The 21,000-nt window shown below is 39.2% G+C and carries 18 protein-coding genes, 2 pseudogenes and 1 riboswitch; of the genes and pseudogenes, 8 read left to right on the plus strand and 12 right to left on the minus strand.

The annotated features are described in order from the left end of the window. Nucleotides 1–71: 71 nt before the first annotated feature. The 4 genes and pseudogenes from NSS65_RS18945 to NSS65_RS18960 form a co-directional block, all read right to left on the minus strand. Nucleotides 72–810 (minus strand): annotated as a pseudogene (locus NSS65_RS18945) (PRD domain-containing protein). A gap of 30 nt (nt 811–840) precedes the next feature. Then, nucleotides 841–2,307, minus strand: a complete 1,467-nt coding sequence (locus tag NSS65_RS18950) for a glycoside hydrolase family 1 protein (RefSeq protein WP_144496477.1) — start codon at nt 2,305–2,307, stop codon at nt 841–843. 4 nt (nt 2,308–2,311) lie between these two features. Next, complete coding sequence (locus tag NSS65_RS18955) at nt 2,312–4,171, minus strand: beta-glucoside-specific PTS transporter subunit IIABC (RefSeq protein WP_326135181.1); 1,860 nt, start codon at nt 4,169–4,171, stop codon at nt 2,312–2,314. Between the two features lie 326 nt (nt 4,172–4,497). Beyond that, nucleotides 4,498–5,400: a hypothetical protein gene (locus NSS65_RS18960; RefSeq protein WP_061110312.1), complete on the minus strand. Its 903-nt coding sequence runs from the start codon at nt 5,398–5,400 to the stop codon at nt 4,498–4,500. Nucleotides 5,401–5,591: 191 nt separating this feature from the next. On the opposite strand from NSS65_RS18960, the gene NSS65_RS18965 reads away from it, so the two are divergent. Continuing rightward, nucleotides 5,592–6,143, plus strand: a complete 552-nt coding sequence (locus NSS65_RS18965; RefSeq protein WP_061110313.1) for a PadR family transcriptional regulator — start codon at nt 5,592–5,594, stop codon at nt 6,141–6,143. A 4-nt stretch (nt 6,144–6,147) separates the two neighbouring features. Then, complete coding sequence (locus tag NSS65_RS18970; RefSeq protein ID WP_061110314.1) at nt 6,148–6,630, plus strand: DUF4188 domain-containing protein; 483 nt, start codon at nt 6,148–6,150, stop codon at nt 6,628–6,630. Between the two features lie 11 nt (nt 6,631–6,641). On the opposite strand, the gene NSS65_RS18975 is transcribed toward NSS65_RS18970, so the two are convergent. Further along, nucleotides 6,642–7,265 carry a CoA pyrophosphatase gene (locus tag NSS65_RS18975; protein ID WP_095409975.1) on the minus strand — a complete coding sequence of 208 codons (624 nt, stop codon included), beginning with the start codon at nt 7,263–7,265 and terminating at the stop codon, nt 6,642–6,644. Nucleotides 7,266–7,435: 170 nt separating this feature from the next. Between NSS65_RS18975 and NSS65_RS18980 the strand changes: the two genes are divergently transcribed. Then, nucleotides 7,436–7,642, plus strand: a complete 207-nt coding sequence (locus NSS65_RS18980; RefSeq protein WP_003215336.1) for a helix-turn-helix transcriptional regulator — start codon at nt 7,436–7,438, stop codon at nt 7,640–7,642. Beyond that, nucleotides 7,639–8,319: a DUF3169 family protein gene (locus NSS65_RS18985; protein ID WP_041118373.1), complete on the plus strand. Its 681-nt coding sequence runs from the start codon at nt 7,639–7,641 to the stop codon at nt 8,317–8,319. Before NSS65_RS18980 ends, NSS65_RS18985 begins: the two co-directional genes overlap by 4 nt. A 47-nt stretch (nt 8,320–8,366) precedes the next feature. Here the strand turns inward: NSS65_RS18985 and NSS65_RS18990 are convergent, their stop codons facing one another. Further along, the gene (locus tag NSS65_RS18990) at nt 8,367–9,713 is read right to left on the minus strand and encodes an amino acid permease (RefSeq protein ID WP_061110315.1); all 1,347 of its coding nucleotides are present in this window, start codon (nt 9,711–9,713) and stop codon (nt 8,367–8,369) included. A gap of 164 nt (nt 9,714–9,877) precedes the next feature. Beyond that, nucleotides 9,878–9,957, minus strand: a riboswitch (glycine riboswitch). A gap of 264 nt (nt 9,958–10,221) precedes the next feature. On the opposite strand from NSS65_RS18990, the gene NSS65_RS18995 reads away from it, so the two are divergent. The 3 genes from NSS65_RS18995 (at nt 10,222) to NSS65_RS19005 (ending at nt 13,789) form a co-directional block, all read left to right on the plus strand. Continuing rightward, nucleotides 10,222–11,241, plus strand: coding sequence for a LacI family DNA-binding transcriptional regulator (locus NSS65_RS18995; protein ID WP_305933797.1), 1,020 nt, complete (start codon nt 10,222–10,224; stop codon nt 11,239–11,241). Between the two features lie 445 nt (nt 11,242–11,686). Then, complete coding sequence (locus tag NSS65_RS19000; RefSeq protein ID WP_034281431.1) at nt 11,687–12,868, plus strand: MFS transporter; 1,182 nt, start codon at nt 11,687–11,689, stop codon at nt 12,866–12,868. Nucleotides 12,869–12,886: 18 nt separating this feature from the next. After that, entirely contained in the window at nt 12,887–13,789 is a 903-nt protein-coding gene (locus tag NSS65_RS19005) for a shikimate dehydrogenase (protein ID WP_046312639.1), read from the plus strand. Between the two features lie 95 nt (nt 13,790–13,884). Here the strand turns inward: NSS65_RS19005 and NSS65_RS19010 are convergent, their stop codons facing one another. The 5 genes from NSS65_RS19010 to NSS65_RS19030 all read right to left on the minus strand — a co-directional run bounded on the left by NSS65_RS19010 (nt 13,885) and on the right by NSS65_RS19030 (nt 19,460). Further along, nucleotides 13,885–15,078: an MFS transporter gene (locus tag NSS65_RS19010; RefSeq protein WP_034281432.1), complete on the minus strand. Its 1,194-nt coding sequence runs from the start codon at nt 15,076–15,078 to the stop codon at nt 13,885–13,887. A gap of 760 nt (nt 15,079–15,838) precedes the next feature. Then, nucleotides 15,839–16,507 carry a hypothetical protein gene (locus tag NSS65_RS19015; protein WP_144496481.1) on the minus strand — a complete coding sequence of 223 codons (669 nt, stop codon included), beginning with the start codon at nt 16,505–16,507 and terminating at the stop codon, nt 15,839–15,841. Between the two features lie 66 nt (nt 16,508–16,573). Beyond that, nucleotides 16,574–17,068 (minus strand): DUF2247 family protein, encoded by a 495-nt coding sequence (locus tag NSS65_RS19020; protein WP_144496482.1) that lies wholly within the window; start codon nt 17,066–17,068, stop codon nt 16,574–16,576. 333 nt (nt 17,069–17,401) lie between these two features. Next, entirely contained in the window at nt 17,402–17,731 is a 330-nt protein-coding gene (locus NSS65_RS19025) for a hypothetical protein (RefSeq protein WP_120208028.1), read from the minus strand. A gap of 10 nt (nt 17,732–17,741) precedes the next feature. Further along, nucleotides 17,742–19,460, minus strand: a complete 1,719-nt coding sequence (locus NSS65_RS19030; protein ID WP_326135346.1) for a T7SS effector LXG polymorphic toxin — start codon at nt 19,458–19,460, stop codon at nt 17,742–17,744. Between the two features lie 296 nt (nt 19,461–19,756). Between NSS65_RS19030 and NSS65_RS19035 the strand changes: the two genes are divergently transcribed. Continuing rightward, a complete protein-coding gene (locus tag NSS65_RS19035; protein ID WP_252049953.1) occupies nt 19,757–19,918 on the plus strand; it encodes a hypothetical protein in 162 nt (53 codons plus the stop codon). 4 nt (nt 19,919–19,922) lie between these two features. Here the strand turns inward: NSS65_RS19035 and NSS65_RS19040 are convergent. Beyond that, a pseudogene (locus tag NSS65_RS19040) lies at nt 19,923–20,904 on the minus strand (restriction endonuclease). Nucleotides 20,905–21,000 lie beyond the last annotated feature (96 nt).

Raw genomic sequence — 21,000 nt, forward strand, 5'->3', positions numbered from 1 at the left:
CTATCGGAACTTAATAAAAATATTGGTCATACAAAGAACCACTCGCCTCATCAGGGCAAGTGGTTCCACATTTATTTTAGTTGCTGATAAGATATGAGGCGGTGTATATGTACCGCAAGATAAGTAAGCTCATCATTAGGAATGACGATACTATGCACCTGTTTAATATAGTCTTTGATCTTAAAAGCAACATCCATCGCTTGAGGATATAAGTGTGCAATTTGTTCAAATAACTCATTTTCTTGATCTGATAATAATTTATCAGCATAAAATCTTTCTACAAAGAATTTCACATGTGTAATGAACCGGCTGTAATGAATATTCTCTTGATCCATTTTCATATTCAATGTATAGCGCACAAGATTGACAATACTCCCGATCATCTTGGCATATTTCATACCATCTTTCGAATCGGATTTTTCACCTAATGCATTAATTAAGTGAAAGGCGATACACGCGATTCGTAATATTAATATTCTTTTTATGACGTTCCACTGCAAAATTCAAATGATCCATTAAGGTAAAATAAACACCTGAATTTAAAGTTGAGTTTAAACGTTTTTCTGCATATTGGACGATGTGCTGAGTTAAATCGATAAACTCCTGAGGCATTGAATCTAACAGTTGAAGAAATTCTTTTGCTCTCATGTTATCAACTGACATAAAGACTTGGTCCGCTTTTTTCTCTTCTATCATTTGACCTGGTTTCTGTCCATAGCCAATTCCTCGGCCGAACAATACCATCTCCTGTTGGTTCTGATCTTCAGCCAGGACCACACTCGAGTTTAAAACTTTTTTGATTTTAAACATCGTCATCACCTGTTTTCATGATTGTGGTGTTCAATCAAGCGATTCACCATTTGTCTCAATGACTTTTTGGTACCAATAAAATGAATCTTTTCGAGATCGTTTTAATGTCCCGTTCCCGTCATCATCTTGATCGACGTGAATGAAGCCATAGCGTTTTGACATTTGTGATGTACCTGCACTAATAATATCAATCGAGCCCCAGCTCGTATATCCAAAGAGATCGACACCTTCATCAATCGCTTCTCTCATTTGACGGAAATGCTCTTTAAAATAGTTAATACGATAGTCGTCATGGATAGAGCCATCACTTTCAACTACATCCTTTGCACCCATGCCGTTCTCGACAATGATAAGAGGTTTTTGATAACGATCATACAATTCGATCAAAGAAATTTTCAGACCAACCGGATCAATTTGCCAGCCCCAGTCAGTTGAAGGAAGGTAAGGGTTTTTAACCCCGCGAATTGTGTTCCCTTCTGTCTCTTCTAATCCTTCTTGGGCTGACTCCGTTAAAGACATATAGTAGCTAAATGAGATAAAATCTACTGTGTTTTCTTTTAAAATGGTAAGGTCATCTGCTTCCATTTGAATATGAATATCTTTTCTCTCAAGCATGCGCTTGATCAGTGGCGGATACTCGCCAAATACCTGAACATCTGCATAGAAATAGTTTTCTAAGTTTTGTTTCAAAGCTTGTTCCACATCATTCGGGTGGCACGTATGCGGATACGTTGTCAATTTTGTCAGCATACATCCTACCTGGCTGCCTGGGATGATGCGATGGCAATCTGCTGTTACGATAGCAGATGCGACAAATTGATGATGAAGTGCTTGGTACACCGTTTCTTCCACTTTTCCTTCTGGGCAGCGATCAGGAATAATTCCTGCTGTAATGAAAGAGTGGCGGTGAATACTATCAATTTCATTAAAGGTGAGCCAATATTTCACATCATGTTTATATCGTTCAAAACATACATTGGCGAACTTAACAAAGAGATCAATGACTTTTCTTTCAACCCAGCCATTATATTTCACACTAAGCGCTAAAGGCATTTCATAATGAGAGAGAGTCACGATCGGTTCTATGTTGTGTTTTTTCATTTCTGCAAAGACACGATCATAAAATTGAAGCCCTTTTTCATTCGGTTCCGCTTCTTCTCCAGTAGGGAAGATACGACTCCATGCAATAGAAATCCGAAGTGTTTGAAATCCCATTTCTGCAAAGAGAGCCAAATCCTCTTTATAGTGATGATAGAAATCGATACCTCTGCGTTTTGGATATTTTTTATCGTCTGGATCTTTCATTGCACGATCTATATTTTCAGTGGTAACAGCAAGATGACCTTCATAATCTTCTACACTCAAGTTGGAACGGTACATTGCAATATCTGCAACAGACGGTCCCTTTCCATCTATATTCCAGGCGCCTTCTGCCTGGTTAGCCGCAATGGCACCGCCCCATAAAAATCCTTTTGGAAAACCTTTGATTTTTGTCATATGATTAGCCTCCTAATTGTGTAACAACCATCAATGTATCTTGACGATTGACCTCTTGTAATGGCTGTACCTTAATATCATATTGATCTGTATTTGTGATTACAGCAAGTGTTACTGGATCATATCCTGCTTCCATGATTTTTTCTAGATCAAATTCAATCAATAAATCTCCTGCTTGAACACGATCTCCTGCCTGCACTTTTGGATAGAAATACTGTCCTTCCAACTGAACAGTGTCAATGCCGATGTGGAATAATACTTCAACCCCTTGGTCCGTTTTCATACCAAGCGCATGGTTTGTTTCGAACAGCAAGGTCACCTCACCATCTACTGGTGCATAAAGTGCTCCTTTTGAAGGTACAATGGCAATTCCGTCTCCCATGACCTTTGAAGAAAAAATATCATCTTTTACTTCAGATAGAGAGATCATTTGACCAATCACAGGGCTTTTGAAAGTTTCTCCTGCTCCAATTTGTTCAGCAAATGCAGCTTGGTCCTTTGTCTTTTCTTCTACTGTTCGATCTTTACCTAATACAAAAGCAGCGATAAATGCGACAATAAATGAAATGACTGCTCCAATGATAGCAAACATCAGATTTCGCGGAAGTTCATCTGATATAAACATCGACATGCTTGCTAATCCAGGGCCAACAAGCACAAAGGCTTGTATACCAACTAAACCAATGAAAATTCCGCCAACAAACGAACCAATCATAACACTTCCAAGGACTCGCTTATTTTGAAGTGTCACACCATATAACGCCGGCTCTGTGATACCAAAAAAGGCTGAAATCCCTGCCGAAATGGCTGTTGATCTGAGTACCTTGTCTTTTGTGCGTATTGCCACAGCAAAACACGCTCCACTTTCCGCAATATTATGCGCAAGTGATGCCGGTAAATAAAGTGCTTCTTTCCCAAGGGTTCCCATCGTTGTGACTGCATAAGGGACCATTGCTTTGTGCATGCCTGAAGCAACCATGAATGGGAGGACCGCTGCTAAAATTGCGACAGCTACCCAGCCTACCGTATTAAACATCGCAAGAATAATAGATGAAAAGCCTTGCCCCGCTGTAAAACCAATCGGTCCTAACAGAAGTAACGTAACTGGTACAGTAATGACCAATGACATCATCGGAACGAAGAAAATCCGAATTGGTTTTGGTGAAAACCGCGTAAAGAATTTTTCCATTTGCGCGTAAAGCAATACAGAAAGGATTGCCGGAAACACTTGATACGCATAAGCTATATTTTTTACATCGAATGACAGTAATTGCGCACCTTCTGTAAGCATTGCTGTCATGTTCGGCAGAAGGAGCGCACCGACTGCTGATAATGCGACCAGTGGGTTTACTTTTAGTTTATTCGCCGTCGTTACAGCAACTAATAAAGGCAGAAAGTAAAGTGGTGCATCACCTACCATGTTCAGTATTTGATAGGTTTGTCCCTTTGCATCCATCCAGCCTAATAAAGAGAAAAGGAGAAGAAATGATTTTAAAATTCCTCCGCCTGCGATAGCTGGTACAAGAGGCTGGAAGACACCGACAATGAAATCTAACAGGACTGTGCCTGCTTTTCTCTTTTCTTTTGGCTGATTGGATGGCACATCTTGGCTTGATGAGCTGCTGCCTATTAAACTTGTTACCTTTTGATACACTTCAATGACGTCATTCCCAATCACCACTTGGCATTGTCCTGACATTCTGACAGCTATGACACCTGGTGTTTTTTCTAGTGCTGGTACATCTGCTTTTTTCTGATCAATTAGCGTGAAGCGAAGTCTTGTTGAACAGTGCTCAAGGTGCGCAATGTTTTCTTTGCCGCCTATATGCTGTAAAACGTCTTTGGCAACTTGTGTGTAATCCATTTTTTCTCCCCCTTTTCTCATACATGAGACCTATATTTTGGCAATAAAAAAAGGACCTAAAACGACAAATAAAAGAAATTCATCGTTTTTAGATCCTGCCTGCATGACCAGTCACATGTCTAATTTATTCATATTGGATTTGTTTTTAGTATATATTGATTATATGAAAGCGTCAACATTTATTTTTCTAAAAATTATTAAGGTCTATATACCCAAATTCATTTTCCTTAATTAGTTGAAGCGTTTACCTTCCTCCTTTTTCCACAAATAACTATTTTCATTATAAAAAACCAGATAAATTTATTCATTCATCTGGTTATCAACATCTATTTTTTCTTTTCTTCTGCCTGCTTTTTAAATGCTTCAGATTGTTTTTGATATTCCTGCTTCGAGACTGGTTTAAATTCTACGATGCCGCCTGCTATTTTCAGAGGAAGTTTTATTGATTTTGCACCTCGATTCGTTGAGCCTACGATAATACCAGTTTTGTGCTCTTCGATTTGAGGATAGGTACTGATATCAAACATGATTCCATCAGAAACACCACCCGCTTTATGTTTCGTCTCTTTATAAGGTTCACCACCATCCCCTGGAACTGTTCTCATTAGAAAGGCCCCTGACCATTCAGACTCAATATGCATGTGCTTTACTTGTAGAAATAGTTGGTATGTACCATCCTCCGCAGTATACAGATAACCATAAGCGCCTGTTACTTTCTTGATGTAGTCTCTTAAATAATCATAAAATCTAGTTTCTGAGTCATCAATTAACTCATCATATCGATCTTGAATGGCTTTTTGATACGCATTTAACTTTTTTTGATCAACTGCTTTGTAAGTGATGCTTTTGTTTTCACCTTGTTTTTTCACAGAAAGATCTTTTCCAGCAACATGTACTTCATACATCACCGGATCTTTCCCTCGCTTCACTTCAAATTCATAACCGTTTTCAATTGCTTTTCCAGTTAATTGATATTTATGTTTAAATAAATTCGGATCAAAATGCATTTCCGGACTTTCTTCTAAAATGGTTTCATTCAAGTGACCGGTTACTTTCCCTTTTCTCTCCGTTACCTTAAACCAATTCACGCCCTCTTTTGTTTTTTGCGCAAAGGCGTAGGATTGATTCAATGCACTCTTTTTTCCGATTGCTTGATAGGCTGACCAGCTGACTGCACCAAGGACTAATACCGTCAGGACAGCCACAAACCAGATTTTCGATTTACTCATACGTACCCCTCCAATATATAATCTGATGAATGATCATCCATATATATGAGTGATTAACCTCTCCGATTAACAAAATCAGGTAAATATCCACTCCCTTTATCGAATTTATTTTTCAACAACCCCTTGTATCTGCCACTTCACATCATTTATTATATATCTAAAAGATATATCTTTTAGATAGGTGTGCTGATATGAAAAAATACAATGATACGACGTATGCGATTTTAGGTATTTTAACGACTGATTGTAAGTCAGGGTATGAAGTGAAGCAATTAATTGATAGAAGCCTGCATCATTTTTGGAAAATCAGTTATGGACAAATTTATCCAGCTTTAAAGTTAATAGTCGAGGAAGGCCTTGCGGAAGTTTCTCCTGCTGCTGCTTCTGGCCGCTCAGACAAGCGGGAATATCATTTGACTGAAAAAGGACTGAATACGTTAAGAGAGTGGCTGGCGCAGCCGCTCGATCAGTTACCAACAGAGCGTAATGAGGTGTTATTAAAGTTATTCTTTGGTCAATATCTTTCGTTTGAGAAGAAACTAGTGCTTTTACAGGATTATGAGCGGCAGCTTCGTATTCGTTATGAAACTTATGTTTCAATTGAACAAAACATTCAAGAGCTTTATCCAGATGAAGCGGATGCGAAGTATTGGCTGTTTACTTTAGATTATGGAAAAAGAGTGGCTCAAGCAGGAATTGATTGGTGCGTGGACACATTCCATTCGATGAAGAAGGAAGGGTAAATGAATGAAAAAAGACATACGTGCGGGTAGATTTACAACGGACAATTCTGATTCGATTGTTGTGTTCATCATCGGAATGAGGATCAACAAACGCTGGGCCATTCATCAATGGCTGCCTGTGTTCATGGCGATGCCTGGCATGATCAAGGAGCTGTATACCCATCAAGATGAGCTTGGCTTTCTTGGGACAGAGAATTACTTTGGATTACGCACGACAGCGATGATTCAATATTGGAAATCAACAGATGACCTCCTTGCCTATGCCAAGATGGAGAAGCATTTGGCTGCTTGGAAAGAATTTAACCAAAGAACACGAAATAATGACGCCGTCGGAATTTATCATGAAACGTACCAAATTCAAGCCGGCTCGTATGAATCCATCTACGTGAACATGCCTTCCTACGGACTGAGCCAAGCAAAATCCCCTATTTCAATAAGTAAAGGTCAACAAACAGCGAAGGACCGTCTGAATACAACAAATTCCTAGAGAGCGATTCTCTAGGAATTTCTTTTTGTAACGGTCACAAAATGCTTTAATATGCGGGCTGTTAATCCCCATATGGTGTAGTTTTCGTAATCATAAAACCATTCCTCAATCGAACGGCTTCCCCAGCTGTATTTTTCACCATTCATGATTTTTTCATAAGGGAAGTCCTCTCCTGGTGTTGGCTGAACGGATACATGATGTAAGTATGGCTCATATTGGCTGAGCCATGATAGAGGCACGGTAAAAGTCTCCTCTACTTCTTCTTGATTAAAGGAGTGTTTCACTTTTTGCTCATCAATGATACCGACATATGGGTATACCACAAAAGATGGAGAAGCGATATAAGGACTGAGCTGTCCAAGGATCTCGACCGATTCTGGCGGAATGCCCAGCTCTTCATGTGTTTCTCGCAGTGCAGCTTCCTGTGCAGTTTCGCTGCCGTCAAGCTTGCCCCCAGGAAAGCTAATATCCCCCGGCTGTTTTCTCATGGTCAACGATCGTACCTCAAATAATATATGCCATTCTCCATTTACTTGCACCAAAGGGATAAGGACTGCTGCTTTGAACGCTGTCTCTTCTCCAATGAACAACGGTTGTGATTGATGTAAGTCATTTTTTAATTGATCAATGAACACGGACATCACCTGTTTTCTGTTTCTCTTTCCTTTAGCGTATCATGGTTCACCTTTTCAATAAAGATGATCTTTCTGACAATTATTTTTATCATTTTGACAACTTTACTTGTCAAAATGAATATAATGCTTTACAATCAAGGAAAGATTTCAACCAAAATTGAGGTGACAGAATGAAAAATCGGTTAAAAGAGCTTCGTGCGCGAGATGGTTTAAACCAAACTGAGCTTGCAAAGCGTGCAAAGGTCTCTCGTCAAACCATCAGCTTAATGGAACGAGATGAGTTAATGCCGTCTCTATTGCTCGCTGTTAAGCTTTCACGAATTTTTCAGGAACCCATTGAACGTATTTTTCTATTCGAGGAGGATGAACTCTCATGAAAACTGTATACAAAATGCTCTTAGGTGCTCTCCTTGGCTTTCTCGGCGCTTACTGTCTGCTGGCAGCCGAATTTGAAATGACACTTCTTGATGTTGCATTTGAAGCGACTCTTGTCATCAGTGGATTGACGATTTTATTGATTATTTATTGTTTTTCAGGGATTTCACGTATGAAAAAAAGAGTATCTCTTTCGGTTTCTGGAGATGAAGAGGATGAACTGGAGGCAAAACAATATCGGACCTTTACTGATTTGACTTTAGCCAATACGGTAAGTACCATTTTTTCCATTGTTGCCATCGGTATCGCGATCGTCACCGAGCAGCCCATTTGGTTGATTCTCGTCAATGCTGCTTTATTTATCGTCTCCATTATCAGTTCATATATAGCGATATCTGTTCTAAAGCTTGTCTACCCTAATCGCAACCTGCCAAGTCCATCTGACAAAGATTATAGTAAAAAGCTGCTCGCTATTTCAGACGAAGGCGAAAAGCATGTGATGCTTGGCGGACTGTTTCACACGTATCAAATGATGAATGTTCTATTGACCGGCGCCATGTTTATTTTGATTGTGTATTCCCTTGGAGCCAATCACTCTCAGCTTTTCTCAATCATGGTCATTGGTGTTGTTTTGATCATTTTGAATGCAAATTATGTGCTAAAGATTAGAAATCGTTAAATGAACAAAAGCACAGCCTCATGCAAAGGCTGTGCTTTTTCCGTTCATTATGACGCGCGGCGTTTCTTTCGTGCATAAATCAATAGTAAGAAACCAAACCAGACCGGCGTTAATAAGAGCGCGGGGCGTGTTGCATCTGCAAACAGCATGATCACTAGAATCGCAGCGAAGAGAACTAAAACACATATATTCACAAAAGGTGTGAACGGTGCTTTAAAGGTAGATGCTTCATGCAATTCAGGCCGTGTTTTTTTATATTTCAAATGGCTAATTAAAATAATACTCCATACCCAAATGAAACAAATGGCACTGATCGTTGTCACAATACCAAAGGCTTGTTCGGGAATCAGCTTGCTTAAAAGAGCTCCAACCGATACCACAATCGTCGAAACAAACAGGGCATTGCTTGGGACAGCATGCTTGTTCAGACGTCCGAAGGAAGCTGGACCCTGCTTTTGATGACTGAGATTATACAGAATACGGCTCGTCGAGAACATGCCGCTATTACAAGCTGATGCCGCAGACGTCAACACAACAAAATTAATGAGCCCTGCTGCTACTGGTATCCCAATGAGTCCAAAGGTTTTCACAAAAGGACTTTCTGATGCGCTGAGTTCAGTCCATGGGTTGATACATAGTAAGACAAAAATCGCTCCCACATAGAAAAATAGAATTCTTAATGGAATCTTATTAATCGCAGAAGGGATGTTTTTTTGCGGATTGGCTGTTTCTGCTGCGGACACACCGACCAGTTCAACTCCCACATACGCAAAAATCACCATCTGGAATGACAATAAGAAACCTGTGACACCATTCGGGAATAACCCGCCATGAGACCATAAATTCGTTACTGTCACCGGTCCGGCATCTGTTTGAAAACCAATGATTAAAAGAACCATTCCAACCCCGATCAATAATAGAATCGTAATTACTTTAATGAGTGCAAACCAAAATTCCATTTCTCCGAAAAGCTTCACCGTTAATAGATTCAATCCTAGTAAAATCAATAAACAAATGATGGCAGGAATCCACTGCGGGATGTCAAACCAATACTGCACGTACACACCGACCGCAATGACATCCGCCATCGCTGTCATAATCCAGCAAAACCAATAGGTCCACCCTGTCACAAAGGAAGCCCACGGGCCGAGATAGTCCTCCGCAATATCGGTTAATGACTGATAGCCTGCCTTCGATAAAAGCAATTCTCCGAGTGCCCTCATGACAAAAAAGATGGCCATCCCGACAATTAAATAAGCAAAAATAATTGAAGGACCTGCCAATTGAATAGCTTTTCCGGATCCTAAAAACAGCCCGGTTCCAATGGTTCCGCCAATGGCAATCAATTGTACATGACGGTTTGATAAATCTCGTTTTAATTCTTGTTGTGCCAATGCTAACACCCTCCTACGACACGATCTTATCCTGAAATAATGAACCCTTTAAAAAAGTCCATAAAAAAAGAGATTGGATGCGCTCCAATCTCACGGTCATAAAAGAATAGCAAAATAGAGAAAAGTCATACACGGCATCATCCATGCACCACAAATACAATATTTCGTACTCTTCTGTCCTTTTGCCTGAGATTGTGAACCCTTCGGCGCCGCACATACATGCGGTCTCTCCAGAAGCTGCTCCTGCTATAGTGTGACCCACAGCATTCATAGCCTTCGTTATTTAATTAAAATGTTGCTATTTCTGAATAATTTTATATTTTACGCCTCAATCTGAAAGCTGTCAATGGTAATCTTTTATGATTTACGGCGTTACTCATATGTCTTCACTTCATCAACCCCCCCTGATTCATGTATAATAAATCAAAAGATGTTCGGCTCGTCTGATAGAGAAATCCCTCTTGATGATGAACAAAGTTAGGCAATCCATTGAAGTTGGTGAAGATAAATGAAAAAAATGAACAAGCAGCGTGTTACATTACAGGAAGTCGCCAAGCATGCCGGTGTCTCGACTTCAACGGCATCACTCGTTGTTCGAAATAATCCTAGAATCTCTGAAGCCACTCGAAACAAAGTACTGCAATCCATGGAGGAATTAGGATACGTATACGACCGCGTTGCTGCCAACATGCGGTCAAAAAGCTCAAATATCGTGGGTGTGATTGTGACGGATATTTCTAACACCTTTATTTCGGAGTTTTTAATTGGCGTGCAAACCACGCTTGAGTCACTGGGCTATACTGTTTTACTTGGTACGACCTTTGACAGTGTCGATAAACAGGAGCGGCTCATTTCCACCATGGTAGAGCACCGAGTGGGCGGGATTATTTTAAACCCAGCTTCGAAAAGCTCTGCTCGAACGGTCAAACAATTAAATCAAATTCGCACCCCAAAAGTACTGGCAAATCGTGAATTATCAGATGTGCAATGTGACTATGTCGGTGTTGATTATGAACAAGGTACTTGGATGGCGGTTCATCATCTTCTTCAAAAAGGGCATCGCCGCATCGCTTTTTTAGGCGGCATCAAGACTTCTTCGACTTGGATTGAGCGGATGAAAGGTTTCAAAAGAGCCCATGACGAAGAAAATGTGACGATTGATGATTCTCTTATTATTGATATAGAACCTACTCGTGAAGGCGGGAAAGAAGCACTTGCCCAAGTGATGGATCAGCCTGAGCCCCCTACTGCTATTTTTTGTTTTAGTGACTTATTCGCTTTTGGGGTCATTCAAGCACTGTCAGCACGGGGCATCCAGCCTGGTGAAGATATCGATGTCGTTGGATTCGATAATGTTCCTGAAGCAGAAATGTATCATCCGCCGCTCACCACTGTATCCTCCTTCCCTCGATCCATCGGGGTAAAAGCAGCGAACCTTTTATATCATAAAATGAACGAACAGGATGAAGAGCTGCAGCGATTGATTTTAAAGCCTCAACTTCATATTAGAGAAACCTCTCCATCATGATGAAAAAGAGAATTGTGTGCAGCAATTCTCTTTTTTTATTGATCAAGTCAACTATTTCTTTGTTTCATTTTTCTTTTTTTAAATCACAAAGTCATAAACTTGACACATTTAAAATGCAGGAGTATATTTATCTCGTTGCTTCTTTTAGTATATCGTTATACCTATTTCGTCATATCATCATTTCTATCAAAAAACAGTTAAAAGTGGTTTTTTATGATTCTGATCAAATCATGAAGTTTCACTTCCTAATCAAGGCTGTTATTATTTTTTACATTTTAGTAGAACGATGTACTTGATTGAAGAACAGATGAATATTCATTATTTTTTCATCAATCACATAAGGGGTGTTGTGATGGGCTTCATATTATTCATTTTGAAGGAAACAATAACAAAGGGTATACAAAGAATTTGACCTTAAATGGGGTTTCAATATAGGAGTGGGAACATGAAAAATCCTTATATAAAATCGTCACTTGGCATGTATTTAAACTACTTCATGCTTGGCATGATCAATATTATTGTAGCTTCCAACATGGACAGCTTATCTGAACGCTACCATGTGGATATTCCGAAAATCAGCTTGCTTGTATCGGCGATCGGAATTGGTAAACTCATTGCGCTCTTTTTCTCAGGCCGGTTAGCCGACAGCTGGGGACGTAAGCCTGTCATTATTACAGGAAATTTTCTTTACTTATTATTCTTAATCGGTATTCCAACGACAACAAGTTATACACTGGCATTTATCTTTGCGATATCAGCAGGTATTGCCAACTCACTGCTTGATTCAGGAACCTATCCTGCTTTGTCAGAGTCATTTCCGAAAAAAGCAAGTTCGGCTTCTGTTTTAGTAAAAGCGTCTGTATCCATTGGGGCGACTGTTCTTCCATTTATCTTGGCGTTCCTAGTGGCACATGACATCTTCTGGGGCTGGGCGTTCTTTGGACTAGGGCTTCTTTATTTACTTGTAGGGATTTACTTACTCTTTATGCCATTCCCGAACCATAAGCAAGTTTCTTCACAAGATGCTCTTCCAGTACAGGACCAGCTGAAAGAAGAACCAAAAATGCTTGGCGAAGGTTTAGCTGTTGTACTGATGGGATTCACATCGACTGCATTGTTTGTCGTATGGCAGACATGGCTTCCGCAGCTCGGGTTAAAATTAATCGGACTTGGCACAGAACAAGCTACACAGCTTCTATCTTATTTTAGTATTGGTGCACTGGTATCTGTTCTATTGCTTTCGATCGTCTTAGATAAATTCATTTCACCGATTATGGTCGCGATCATTTATCCAATTGGGGCGTTCCTTGCGATGCTTGCACTATTCCAAGTTGAAACTTACAGCATTGTCATTGTCAGCACCTTCTTCTTAGGACTATTTACAGCGGGAATCTTCCAGCTGGCGATGAGTATTATGATGAAATTGTTCCCGACAAACAAAGCAACGGCTTCATCCTATGTCAACATTGCGGCAAGCTCAGCATTTATACTCGTGCCGCTCATTACAAGTGGATTGGTCAGCACGTACGATATTAAAATGACGTTATTTTTCGATATGATCATCGCAGTTATTAGCATATTACTAGCGGTCTTTGTTCTTGGACGCATGAAAAAATTATTTAGATAATTAAAGGAGATGTCAATCATGACAAACATACATGAACGTAATATTGATGGGAAAACAAAATTAGTTGGTCTTCTTGCTACACCAATCGGGCACAGCCTTTCACCACGTATGCATAACCTTGGCTATACACTAACAGGTCTCAACTATGCTTACCTTGCATTTGAAGTAGGGAATGATGAACTAGAAGCAGCCGTAAATGGTATGAAAGCAATGGGTGCAGCTGGATTTAACGTCTCTATGCCGAACAAAATGAAAGTATTGGATTACTTAGACGTACTAGATGATTCTGCAAGATATACACGTGCAAGTAACACTGTAGTGAACAAGGATGGTAAGCTCATCGGCTACAACACAGATGGTCTTGGATATGTAAGAAATTTGATTGAACATGGTGTTGAATTAGCTGGTAAGAAGGTCACTCTCGTTGGCTCTGGCGGTGCTGCGACTCCGATTGCGATTCAGCTTGCACAGTCCGGCATTCGTGAAATTAGTATTTTTGCTCGTAATGATCAATACTTTGTTCAAGCAGAAGAAAATGTAAATTATATCAACAACGAAATGAAATCATTCGGTGTCAAAGCAAACATTTTCCCACTTGAAGACAAAGACGCGTTCCGCCGTGAAGTAGCAGAAAGTGCAATTCTGGCAAATGGGACAAGCCTTGGCATGAAACCACTGGATCAACTCAGCATTATCGATGATACACTTGATGTACTTCGTGAAGATTTGATCGTGACAGATGTCGTATACAACCCGCAAAAAACAAAGCTTCTTGCGCAAGCACAGGAAGCTGGCGCCAAAACCATTAACGGTCTTGGAATGATGCTATGGCAAGGTGCACTTGCTTACAAACTCTTTACTGGTGAAGATATGCCAGTTGATCAAGTAAAACAAATTCTTTTTGAAAATGACCGTTTCTAAAATAAAAAAGACAAAGGGCTAAAATGATGATCATTTTAGCCCTTTGTTTTCAGCTCTACACGCTGAGACGACTTCCTGCGGAGGTCGTCTTTTTTTTAATCATGTATCATGATTTGACGGTATCGATACAGGATATACAGTGCGCCGATAATGGCCGCAACAGCCACCACTGCATCGAACATAAAGATTTGTAAAATGGACGCGTGACTCTGAATTAAACCTGTTACGACCGGGATGACGATAGCCGACACGCCGCCCGCTGTAGAGATAATCCCTGTCATCGTCCCTTTGTTTTTCCAGAAGAATTCAGCCATCACAGTTAACGTCAGCTGAAAAACTCCTGCCGTTGAAAATCCCAATACAAACGCATTGACGGTTCCTATGACTGGGGATTTCACGACCAAGAGCACACAAATGGAAACAAGTGTAATGATGGGGTAGATCAGCAGTACAGTGACCGGACGGACAAAACGGCGCAAAAGAAACGCGAGCATCACGACAGACAGCAGCCCGCCCATGCTATAGTAACTGAGCAGTTTTACAGCACTGCCCGATGCCATCCCCAAGATGGCCTCACCGTACGTAGGAAGCCAAATTTGCGGCAGCGCATACAGTCCATTTGACGTAAAGCTGATCAAAATGAGTGCGATCCCTTCCCTCCAAAATGTAGGCTCTGTCGAGAAGCGCGGAAGTCCGTCATACTCCGTTACCTGGACTTGCTCCACCTTACGATGATTCGGAAATGGCAAGGTCCACAGCATCAAGACATTCACAAGATAGATCAGAGCAGGGACAAAAAATGAAATTCCATAAAACAAATCATGCTCTGCTAAAAAGAAAATCGCCAGTGGCAAAATGGTTGCCCCAATGGAGATAAAGGCCTTCACCATCACATTCGCAGATCCCGAGTTTTGCGGAAAAGCCTCCATTAACGCAGGATATGTTCCTGCATCCATTGCCGAATTCGCGACGCCTGCCAAAATCGCAAATGCAAACGCGATTTGATAATTCGGAGACAATGGGATTCCGATGAGGAACACCGCCATCAGCACACCAGAAACCAAAATGACCGGCTTACGCCCAAAACGATCTGACAGTACACCTGATAAACCATACGTGAGCACCCTGCCAATGCCAAGCGCCGAAATCATATAACTAATTCCCGCACTATTGGTATCTAACTGTTTGATTAAAAATGGCATATTTGAAGCCAAAATAATATTGACCATACCTAATAAAAAATAATTAATATACAGACTAGAAGCCGTTCTCACATACGGATTCCTCATCCTGACACACCCCTCAACACCATCGCAATGAAGTGACAAATAATGGTTACGCTTACAAGATCTCATATGTGAGGAAGAACAGCTTTGCAGCCTTCACGTTCATACATCTCATCATGTCATGCAGCTCACAGCTTACACGCCCTTCATGTATCAAGCATTTCTTCAATTTTTCACTGCTCTTATTTTATACGAATGCGAAAGGTAAAGATAGTGAATTGCTTAAATTTGAAGGGAATTCATCGATCAAGCGTATGACACCATCGATAGAAAAAAGGAGTGGTTCATTCCACTCCTTAAATGATGTCTCAATTCTGTTCATCGCAGCCCCCAAATACTTAGCTCATAAAAATATTCCGTTCTCTCGATGCGTAATCCAAAACGAGAATATTCTGCCAAAAATAAAATCCCCATATCCACTTAAAATTTTATTTGCTCAAGAAGGTGATTTAAATGAATAAAGACTTCATACACATTCACTTTAAGTGCTTCAATTTCATGCTCTCGATAGTATTCTCCATGTATTTGGATTTTATGTTCTCTCGATTGAAGGAAAGCAAATACCTTCTGACAAACAGTACTCCGCGATTTTATAAAATCCATATACCACTATTCGAATTCTATAGAAATTAAACAACCAGTCCTCGAAAGAGTTTCGACAACTGGCTGTTTCATACGGTGTTTTGATCCCAGTCTCTCAAAACCGGGGATCAGTCCCGAATATGGTGATTGTTTAAAATATTACGGGATCATTTTGAAGATACTATGAATGGCTTTGTATTCGCTCCCGTATTTTCTGGGTATGATCTTGATTTAAAATCATTGCCAATTCGGCCTCATTTAGAACAGATCCCCATCTAAAGATAATTTCACTATTCAAACCATACTTCAAAAAAAGCGCTTGATAATCTATTTCATGACTATTCTTATCCAATCCTGAGTAAAACAAATCTTTTATAGATTCCTCTGAGAGCATAGAATCCCTTCTACTGGCAATCATGAAACTAGATTGATACTGATCCATTATTCGCAATGCTTTATCTAAATCATGTTGAGGAACCTTGGCCACACTGACATAAAAATGTTTTTCATGTTCATCTAAAAGTAATTCTGGCCCCTTTTCAAAACCTGAAGTATTTATGTCTGAATCAATAGATTTCCATACTTTTCGGAATCTCTCTATTCGCGAATGTGCATCACTTACTTTCTTACTCAGAAAGATATAAAAATGGTAATTAGTCAATTGATCGCTAAAAATTTCGATTAGTTCATTTTGACAATAACTTTGAAAAGTCTTAATTCCACCATTATCTAAAAAGTAATATCCATTAATACTATATACACTTAACTGTTTAAGTTCATTTATTTTTTGATCTAACCACTTATAGTAGTAGTTTGTCACTTCTTGTTCGAATTCAAATTCTATTTTCATTAGGCACCTTTTAATTAGTAATTAAAATTGCTCGAATTGAACATCTGCTTTTTCTTTTTGTAAAAACTACTCAAAAAGAGAGACTAATCTATTTATATTCTCTTCTTTTGAATACAGTAACGGATTATAGCCATCTGAAGAAGGCATATAATGAATAAACGGTTCCATATCCTCAGGATAGCCAAAATCTGCGTATACTTCAGAAAGCTCATCCAACAACTCTTCAGGTAAATTCTTATTTTTTTCTTTTAAGTGAGACGTTATACCATATCTCCATTTCCTTTTTTCAACGTCCCATTGACTGGATTCTTCTTCTACCAAATCATTATATAATTCTACCAAGACCATTTGAAGTTTTCTATAATCCTCATCCGGGTCGCCAGCTCCCCAAGCTAATTCTAGGATTAAAGAATTTTCACAATCAGTATGATTAGATAAATATTCCACATCGTACTTGCTTATTTCTTTGTATGAAATCAAATCTAGCCTAATTCCTACATATATAGTTTTCCAATTAACTTTTATTTTGTGATGTTTTAAATGCTCTAATGAAAAATTCATAATTTAATACACCTTTTGTGATTTGACAAACTCTATTGTCTCCTCCAAGCTTTACCCATTAACATTACACATTATGATTTTATTAATTGATTTTAAAGGTTTTCATCTCTCCCCCTCAACTTCCTGTGTTTCTGGTAAATGTCAAGGGTTTCATATACTTTATCTTATATACTCATCTACTTCTTCTATTGTTGAAATATCTTGCATAAAAAATACTTATTTCTTCTGGTAGTATTATTGCTAAATCATCAATTTGATCTTCCTTAAATTCAATGAATACCTCATATAAGTAATCACCTTCGTATTAAAGGTTTACTCAGTTAGGTTTAATTTTCACAAATTTAAAGTAGTCTTTACCTTGTCCAAAAGTAAATAAACTTGTGCCTTCTGTTCTGGAGTTTCAGCAACATACTCCATACAAATCTCTTCTAAGCAACTATAGAAATCTAGATTATCCATCACAATTTCATGATAAGATGCTGTGTCCATAAATATCATTACTCCATTATTAAATTCAACATCCTCTGAATGCTCTGGAAGTTCATATCCCATCATATGATCTTGCCAAGGTTCTCTGTGGGACAAACACTCTAACACCTCAACTAAATCATTCTTCAAAAAAGAAAAAAAGTCTTGAACAATCGGCTGCATTTTTTTTAACATCAAGATCCTCCTAATTACTATATTTCTTCCATTCTAATACTGGGTACAAGCTTTCAATTTCCCCTGTTTTTGGATTTTTCCACCCTTCAAATTTTATACCATTTGATGTACCTTGTATTACATGTTGACCGCCTCTAGTTACATACTCAGTACCATTTTCCATTGCCTCTTGGCCATATTTATAAATTTGCTCATCAGTAAATACATTATCATCATAAACAGTCTTCTTATGAGTAGATGCTTTAAATTCTTTTGTATACATACCACGTTCTTGTTTTGCTATTTTATAGTACACATCTTTTATTCCATGTACCGAAGGATGGCTTTCTTTTCTCTCCAATTTATAGGGAATTTCCTTTTCATTTAAATAATTAAAAAATTCCTTTTCATTATGACCACCACTTACACCTGTCTTACTAACACCTTCTGGCCGTATTAGATGATTTTTGCTATTGTCAGAATACTTATGTTTAAATCCACCTTTACCAGCACTATCCTTCACCCCCATCTTCCCATGAAACCCTTTAGCCCCAAACGGCAAAAGCATCCCCAGTGCCGCGTTCATACTTGCTTCCTGCTGTTCTTTCGAGATCTTATTTCCAAACATGTCTCGGCCTGTGATCGCTTCGCTGAAGCCGTTGGTGGCGGTGAGGCCATATAGTCCTTTTTGCGATGTTTTTAAGGCGTCAAAGGATTTTTGTGATGTCTTGTAAATGTCGACTGCCCTGACTGCAACTGATGTGGCTTGGGTCGTTTTATAGACGGCTTTTCCGCCTTTGAAAATGCGGCCTGCCCAGCCGACGATTGGGATGTAGCCGGCCGCTGCCATGCCGCCTGCCGCGACTCGCTGTCCTGCGGTGAGTTCCTCGCCTGTGATTGGATCAACGCCTGTTGCGGCACGTTTTGCATCGTTCACGCCGGTCAGTTCATTCACGATGTTTCCACCATAATCGAGGGCTTTTTCATACCAAGGGCGGTTGGCGAGGGCTTCTTGTTCCTTCGCAATCTTTCGGGCTTCTTCTTGTTCTTTTTTGATTTTCAGATATTCAGAAGTTTGCTTCTCAATATCGCTTTTTGCCTTGTAGATGTCGCTATTTTGATACGCTTTCTTATCAAAATTCATAGGTGAAATCGCTTTTCCGTCATTTGTCGCATTCATCATTTCAGCATACAATGCCATTGTAGCTTGCTGTTCCGTCTCTGACAAAGCATATTCATCTTTTAAATTTTGATCAAGTTCTCTCAGATCTTTGACCGTCTTTTTTCGTTCATCTTCCGCATCTTCTATTTTTTCATCAAAGGTTTGGCTATCAAATACCTCTAGGGAAATGAGGTCATCAATGTCTTGAAAAATGGTTTTGAGTGCCTTTTTTTGATCCTTCACAATGCTTTTGGCATTCTTGATACCCATATGTACTGCGTTGTCTAAAAAGTGTTCTTCTACAAAGGTATCGCCGCCAAAGCTCGTATCATCCAGTGTTCCAGAAACACCTTCATGAAAGGCTTTTTGCTTATCAATGAAGCCGATAAACATGTCTACATTTCCAGCAAGCTCTTTATAAAAGCTTTTAATGTTATCGGCTCCTTTCCCAGTGAAATCATCACCGAGATTGGCCACACCTTGTAATGCCTTTTTTAAATCTACCATTTGTTCGCGGAGTTCCTGGTAGTGTTTTGCCCTTGTGTCCATGGCACTGGTTAGTGCTTTTGCATCAAGTATCTTGCCCAGAAGAAGTCACTCCCTCCATTATTGATCATAAAGTCTATTTTACCGTGACCTTCAAAACGGAAAAATAGGCTAAATGACATAAAAAATGGAATAGACTTTCTATCTCAACAAAGTCAGGAAATAGAAATAGGCTAGACAATACATTTTGCTCTGTCTAGCCTTACCTTCGTCCTATTTATAATTATTGATTGGTCCTTTATTCCAAACTATGTGATAGAACCTATTAAAACATTAATCCCTGTTCAACCTCTTCAGTGATATGAGATAATGCCAACTAAATCGAAAGGAGAATCAATGTGTATAAAGGAATCATTTCTGCAATTATGGTGATATTCGGCTTTTGGATTTTTCTACAATTATCCTTGAACATCAATGTCTTTCAAAACTCAATGAACTATTTTATTGTTATTATCCTCTTTTTCCTTTGTATTCAGGCGTTATTGAAGCGTAGGCAATAAAAAATCACTCAGGTACATACACTTTTTTCAAAGGTAATAAAGATCTTGTCTCAGTTGGCATATGCTCATACCAATGTACAATAAGGTCTACGAGTTCTTCTAAATCTACTAGATGAACTTCATTATGCTTCGCAACAGCTTTGGCATTAGAAGTGAATCCACCAGTAGAAACAAATAAACTGTTTGCATTCATGGGATTAGCCCCTAATAATTGTTGTACTTCTGGGGAACTGGCTGAGTTTTGTCGATGCTTAACTTGTACTTTTATAATAGGTTTTTCAAATCCAAATGCATCTTTATAAGCTAATACATCAACACCACCATCAGGTCCTTTTGGGCTTACGCGAACATTGTATGACATAGCTTGCAGTAAACCCCCGACTAGATCTTGCATCTGCCACGGATCAAGTTTATCTACCTTATCTGCAATCATAACAGTTGCTTTGCCGACTAAATCTTCAATAATTTCATCTTCTTCTGTTTCATCTTCGTATGCTGCAATAGAAGTAGGGTTCTTGAGTAAATGTTCAATCTCTTGCCCCCAATCATCTACACGAAAAACAGTTGATATAGAACCGAGGCTGTTCTTAGCTGGTTGACTGAGAGAATCTCGTTTAACGGCGATTGGCTCCCAATTCACCTTAATGTGATTTGGATACATTTTTATCTCCAGCTGCTTCATCAAAAAAATGCGGAGCAGTCACAGTACCTACTCGATATTCACGACTTTCTTTTAAATATGTAATGATTCGATCTCCTTTTTTAATTTCTCTACTGAACCTCCATATCTGACTAACCCAGCTTCTCCTTGTAAAAGGTTTGTTCTCGGCGAATATGACATCAGCTCGAGCGTTCATCTCTTGCTTTGTTTGATATTGTTTTGGATTACCTAATTTCGACCACCCGATAGATGCGATACCTTTCTTTTCCCAAATTGAAATTAAATCATTTTGGTCACCTGCACGAACCATCCACCATTTCGTCATTAACGCTCTCTCCTATTCCATCCCATAAATATTCTTACTAAATTATAAGACTTATTTATTGTGAACAAAAGGATATACTCACCATTTTTGTCGAAA

The sequence above is a fragment of the Bacillus sp. FSL K6-1006 genome, from assembly GCF_038593175.1.
Taxonomy (GTDB): domain Bacteria; phylum Bacillota; class Bacilli; order Bacillales; family Bacillaceae; genus Bacillus; species Bacillus safensis.

Coding starts and splice junctions, on each gene's coding strand:
- NSS65_RS18950 (WP_144496477.1), bottom strand. CDS start 2,307: ATGACAAAAATCAAAGGTTTTCCAAAAGGATTTTTATGGGGCGGTGCC.
- NSS65_RS18955 (WP_326135181.1), bottom strand. CDS start 4,171: ATGGATTACACACAAGTTGCCAAAGACGTTTTACAGCATATAGGCGGC.
- NSS65_RS18960 (WP_061110312.1), bottom strand. CDS start 5,400: ATGAGTAAATCGAAAATCTGGTTTGTGGCTGTCCTGACGGTATTAGTC.
- NSS65_RS18965 (WP_061110313.1), top strand. CDS start 5,592: ATGAAAAAATACAATGATACGACGTATGCGATTTTAGGTATTTTAACG.
- NSS65_RS18970 (WP_061110314.1), top strand. CDS start 6,148: ATGAAAAAAGACATACGTGCGGGTAGATTTACAACGGACAATTCTGAT.
- NSS65_RS18980 (WP_003215336.1), top strand. CDS start 7,436: ATGAAAAATCGGTTAAAAGAGCTTCGTGCGCGAGATGGTTTAAACCAA.
- NSS65_RS18985 (WP_041118373.1), top strand. CDS start 7,639: ATGAAAACTGTATACAAAATGCTCTTAGGTGCTCTCCTTGGCTTTCTC.
- NSS65_RS18995 (WP_305933797.1), top strand. CDS start 10,222: ATGAAAAAAATGAACAAGCAGCGTGTTACATTACAGGAAGTCGCCAAG.
- NSS65_RS19000 (WP_034281431.1), top strand. CDS start 11,687: ATGAAAAATCCTTATATAAAATCGTCACTTGGCATGTATTTAAACTAC.
- NSS65_RS19005 (WP_046312639.1), top strand. CDS start 12,887: ATGACAAACATACATGAACGTAATATTGATGGGAAAACAAAATTAGTT.
- NSS65_RS19010 (WP_034281432.1), bottom strand. CDS start 15,078: ATGAGGAATCCGTATGTGAGAACGGCTTCTAGTCTGTATATTAATTAT.
- NSS65_RS19015 (WP_144496481.1), bottom strand. CDS start 16,507: ATGAAAATAGAATTTGAATTCGAACAAGAAGTGACAAACTACTACTAT.
- NSS65_RS19020 (WP_144496482.1), bottom strand. CDS start 17,068: ATGAATTTTTCATTAGAGCATTTAAAACATCACAAAATAAAAGTTAAT.
- NSS65_RS19025 (WP_120208028.1), bottom strand. CDS start 17,731: ATGTTAAAAAAAATGCAGCCGATTGTTCAAGACTTTTTTTCTTTTTTG.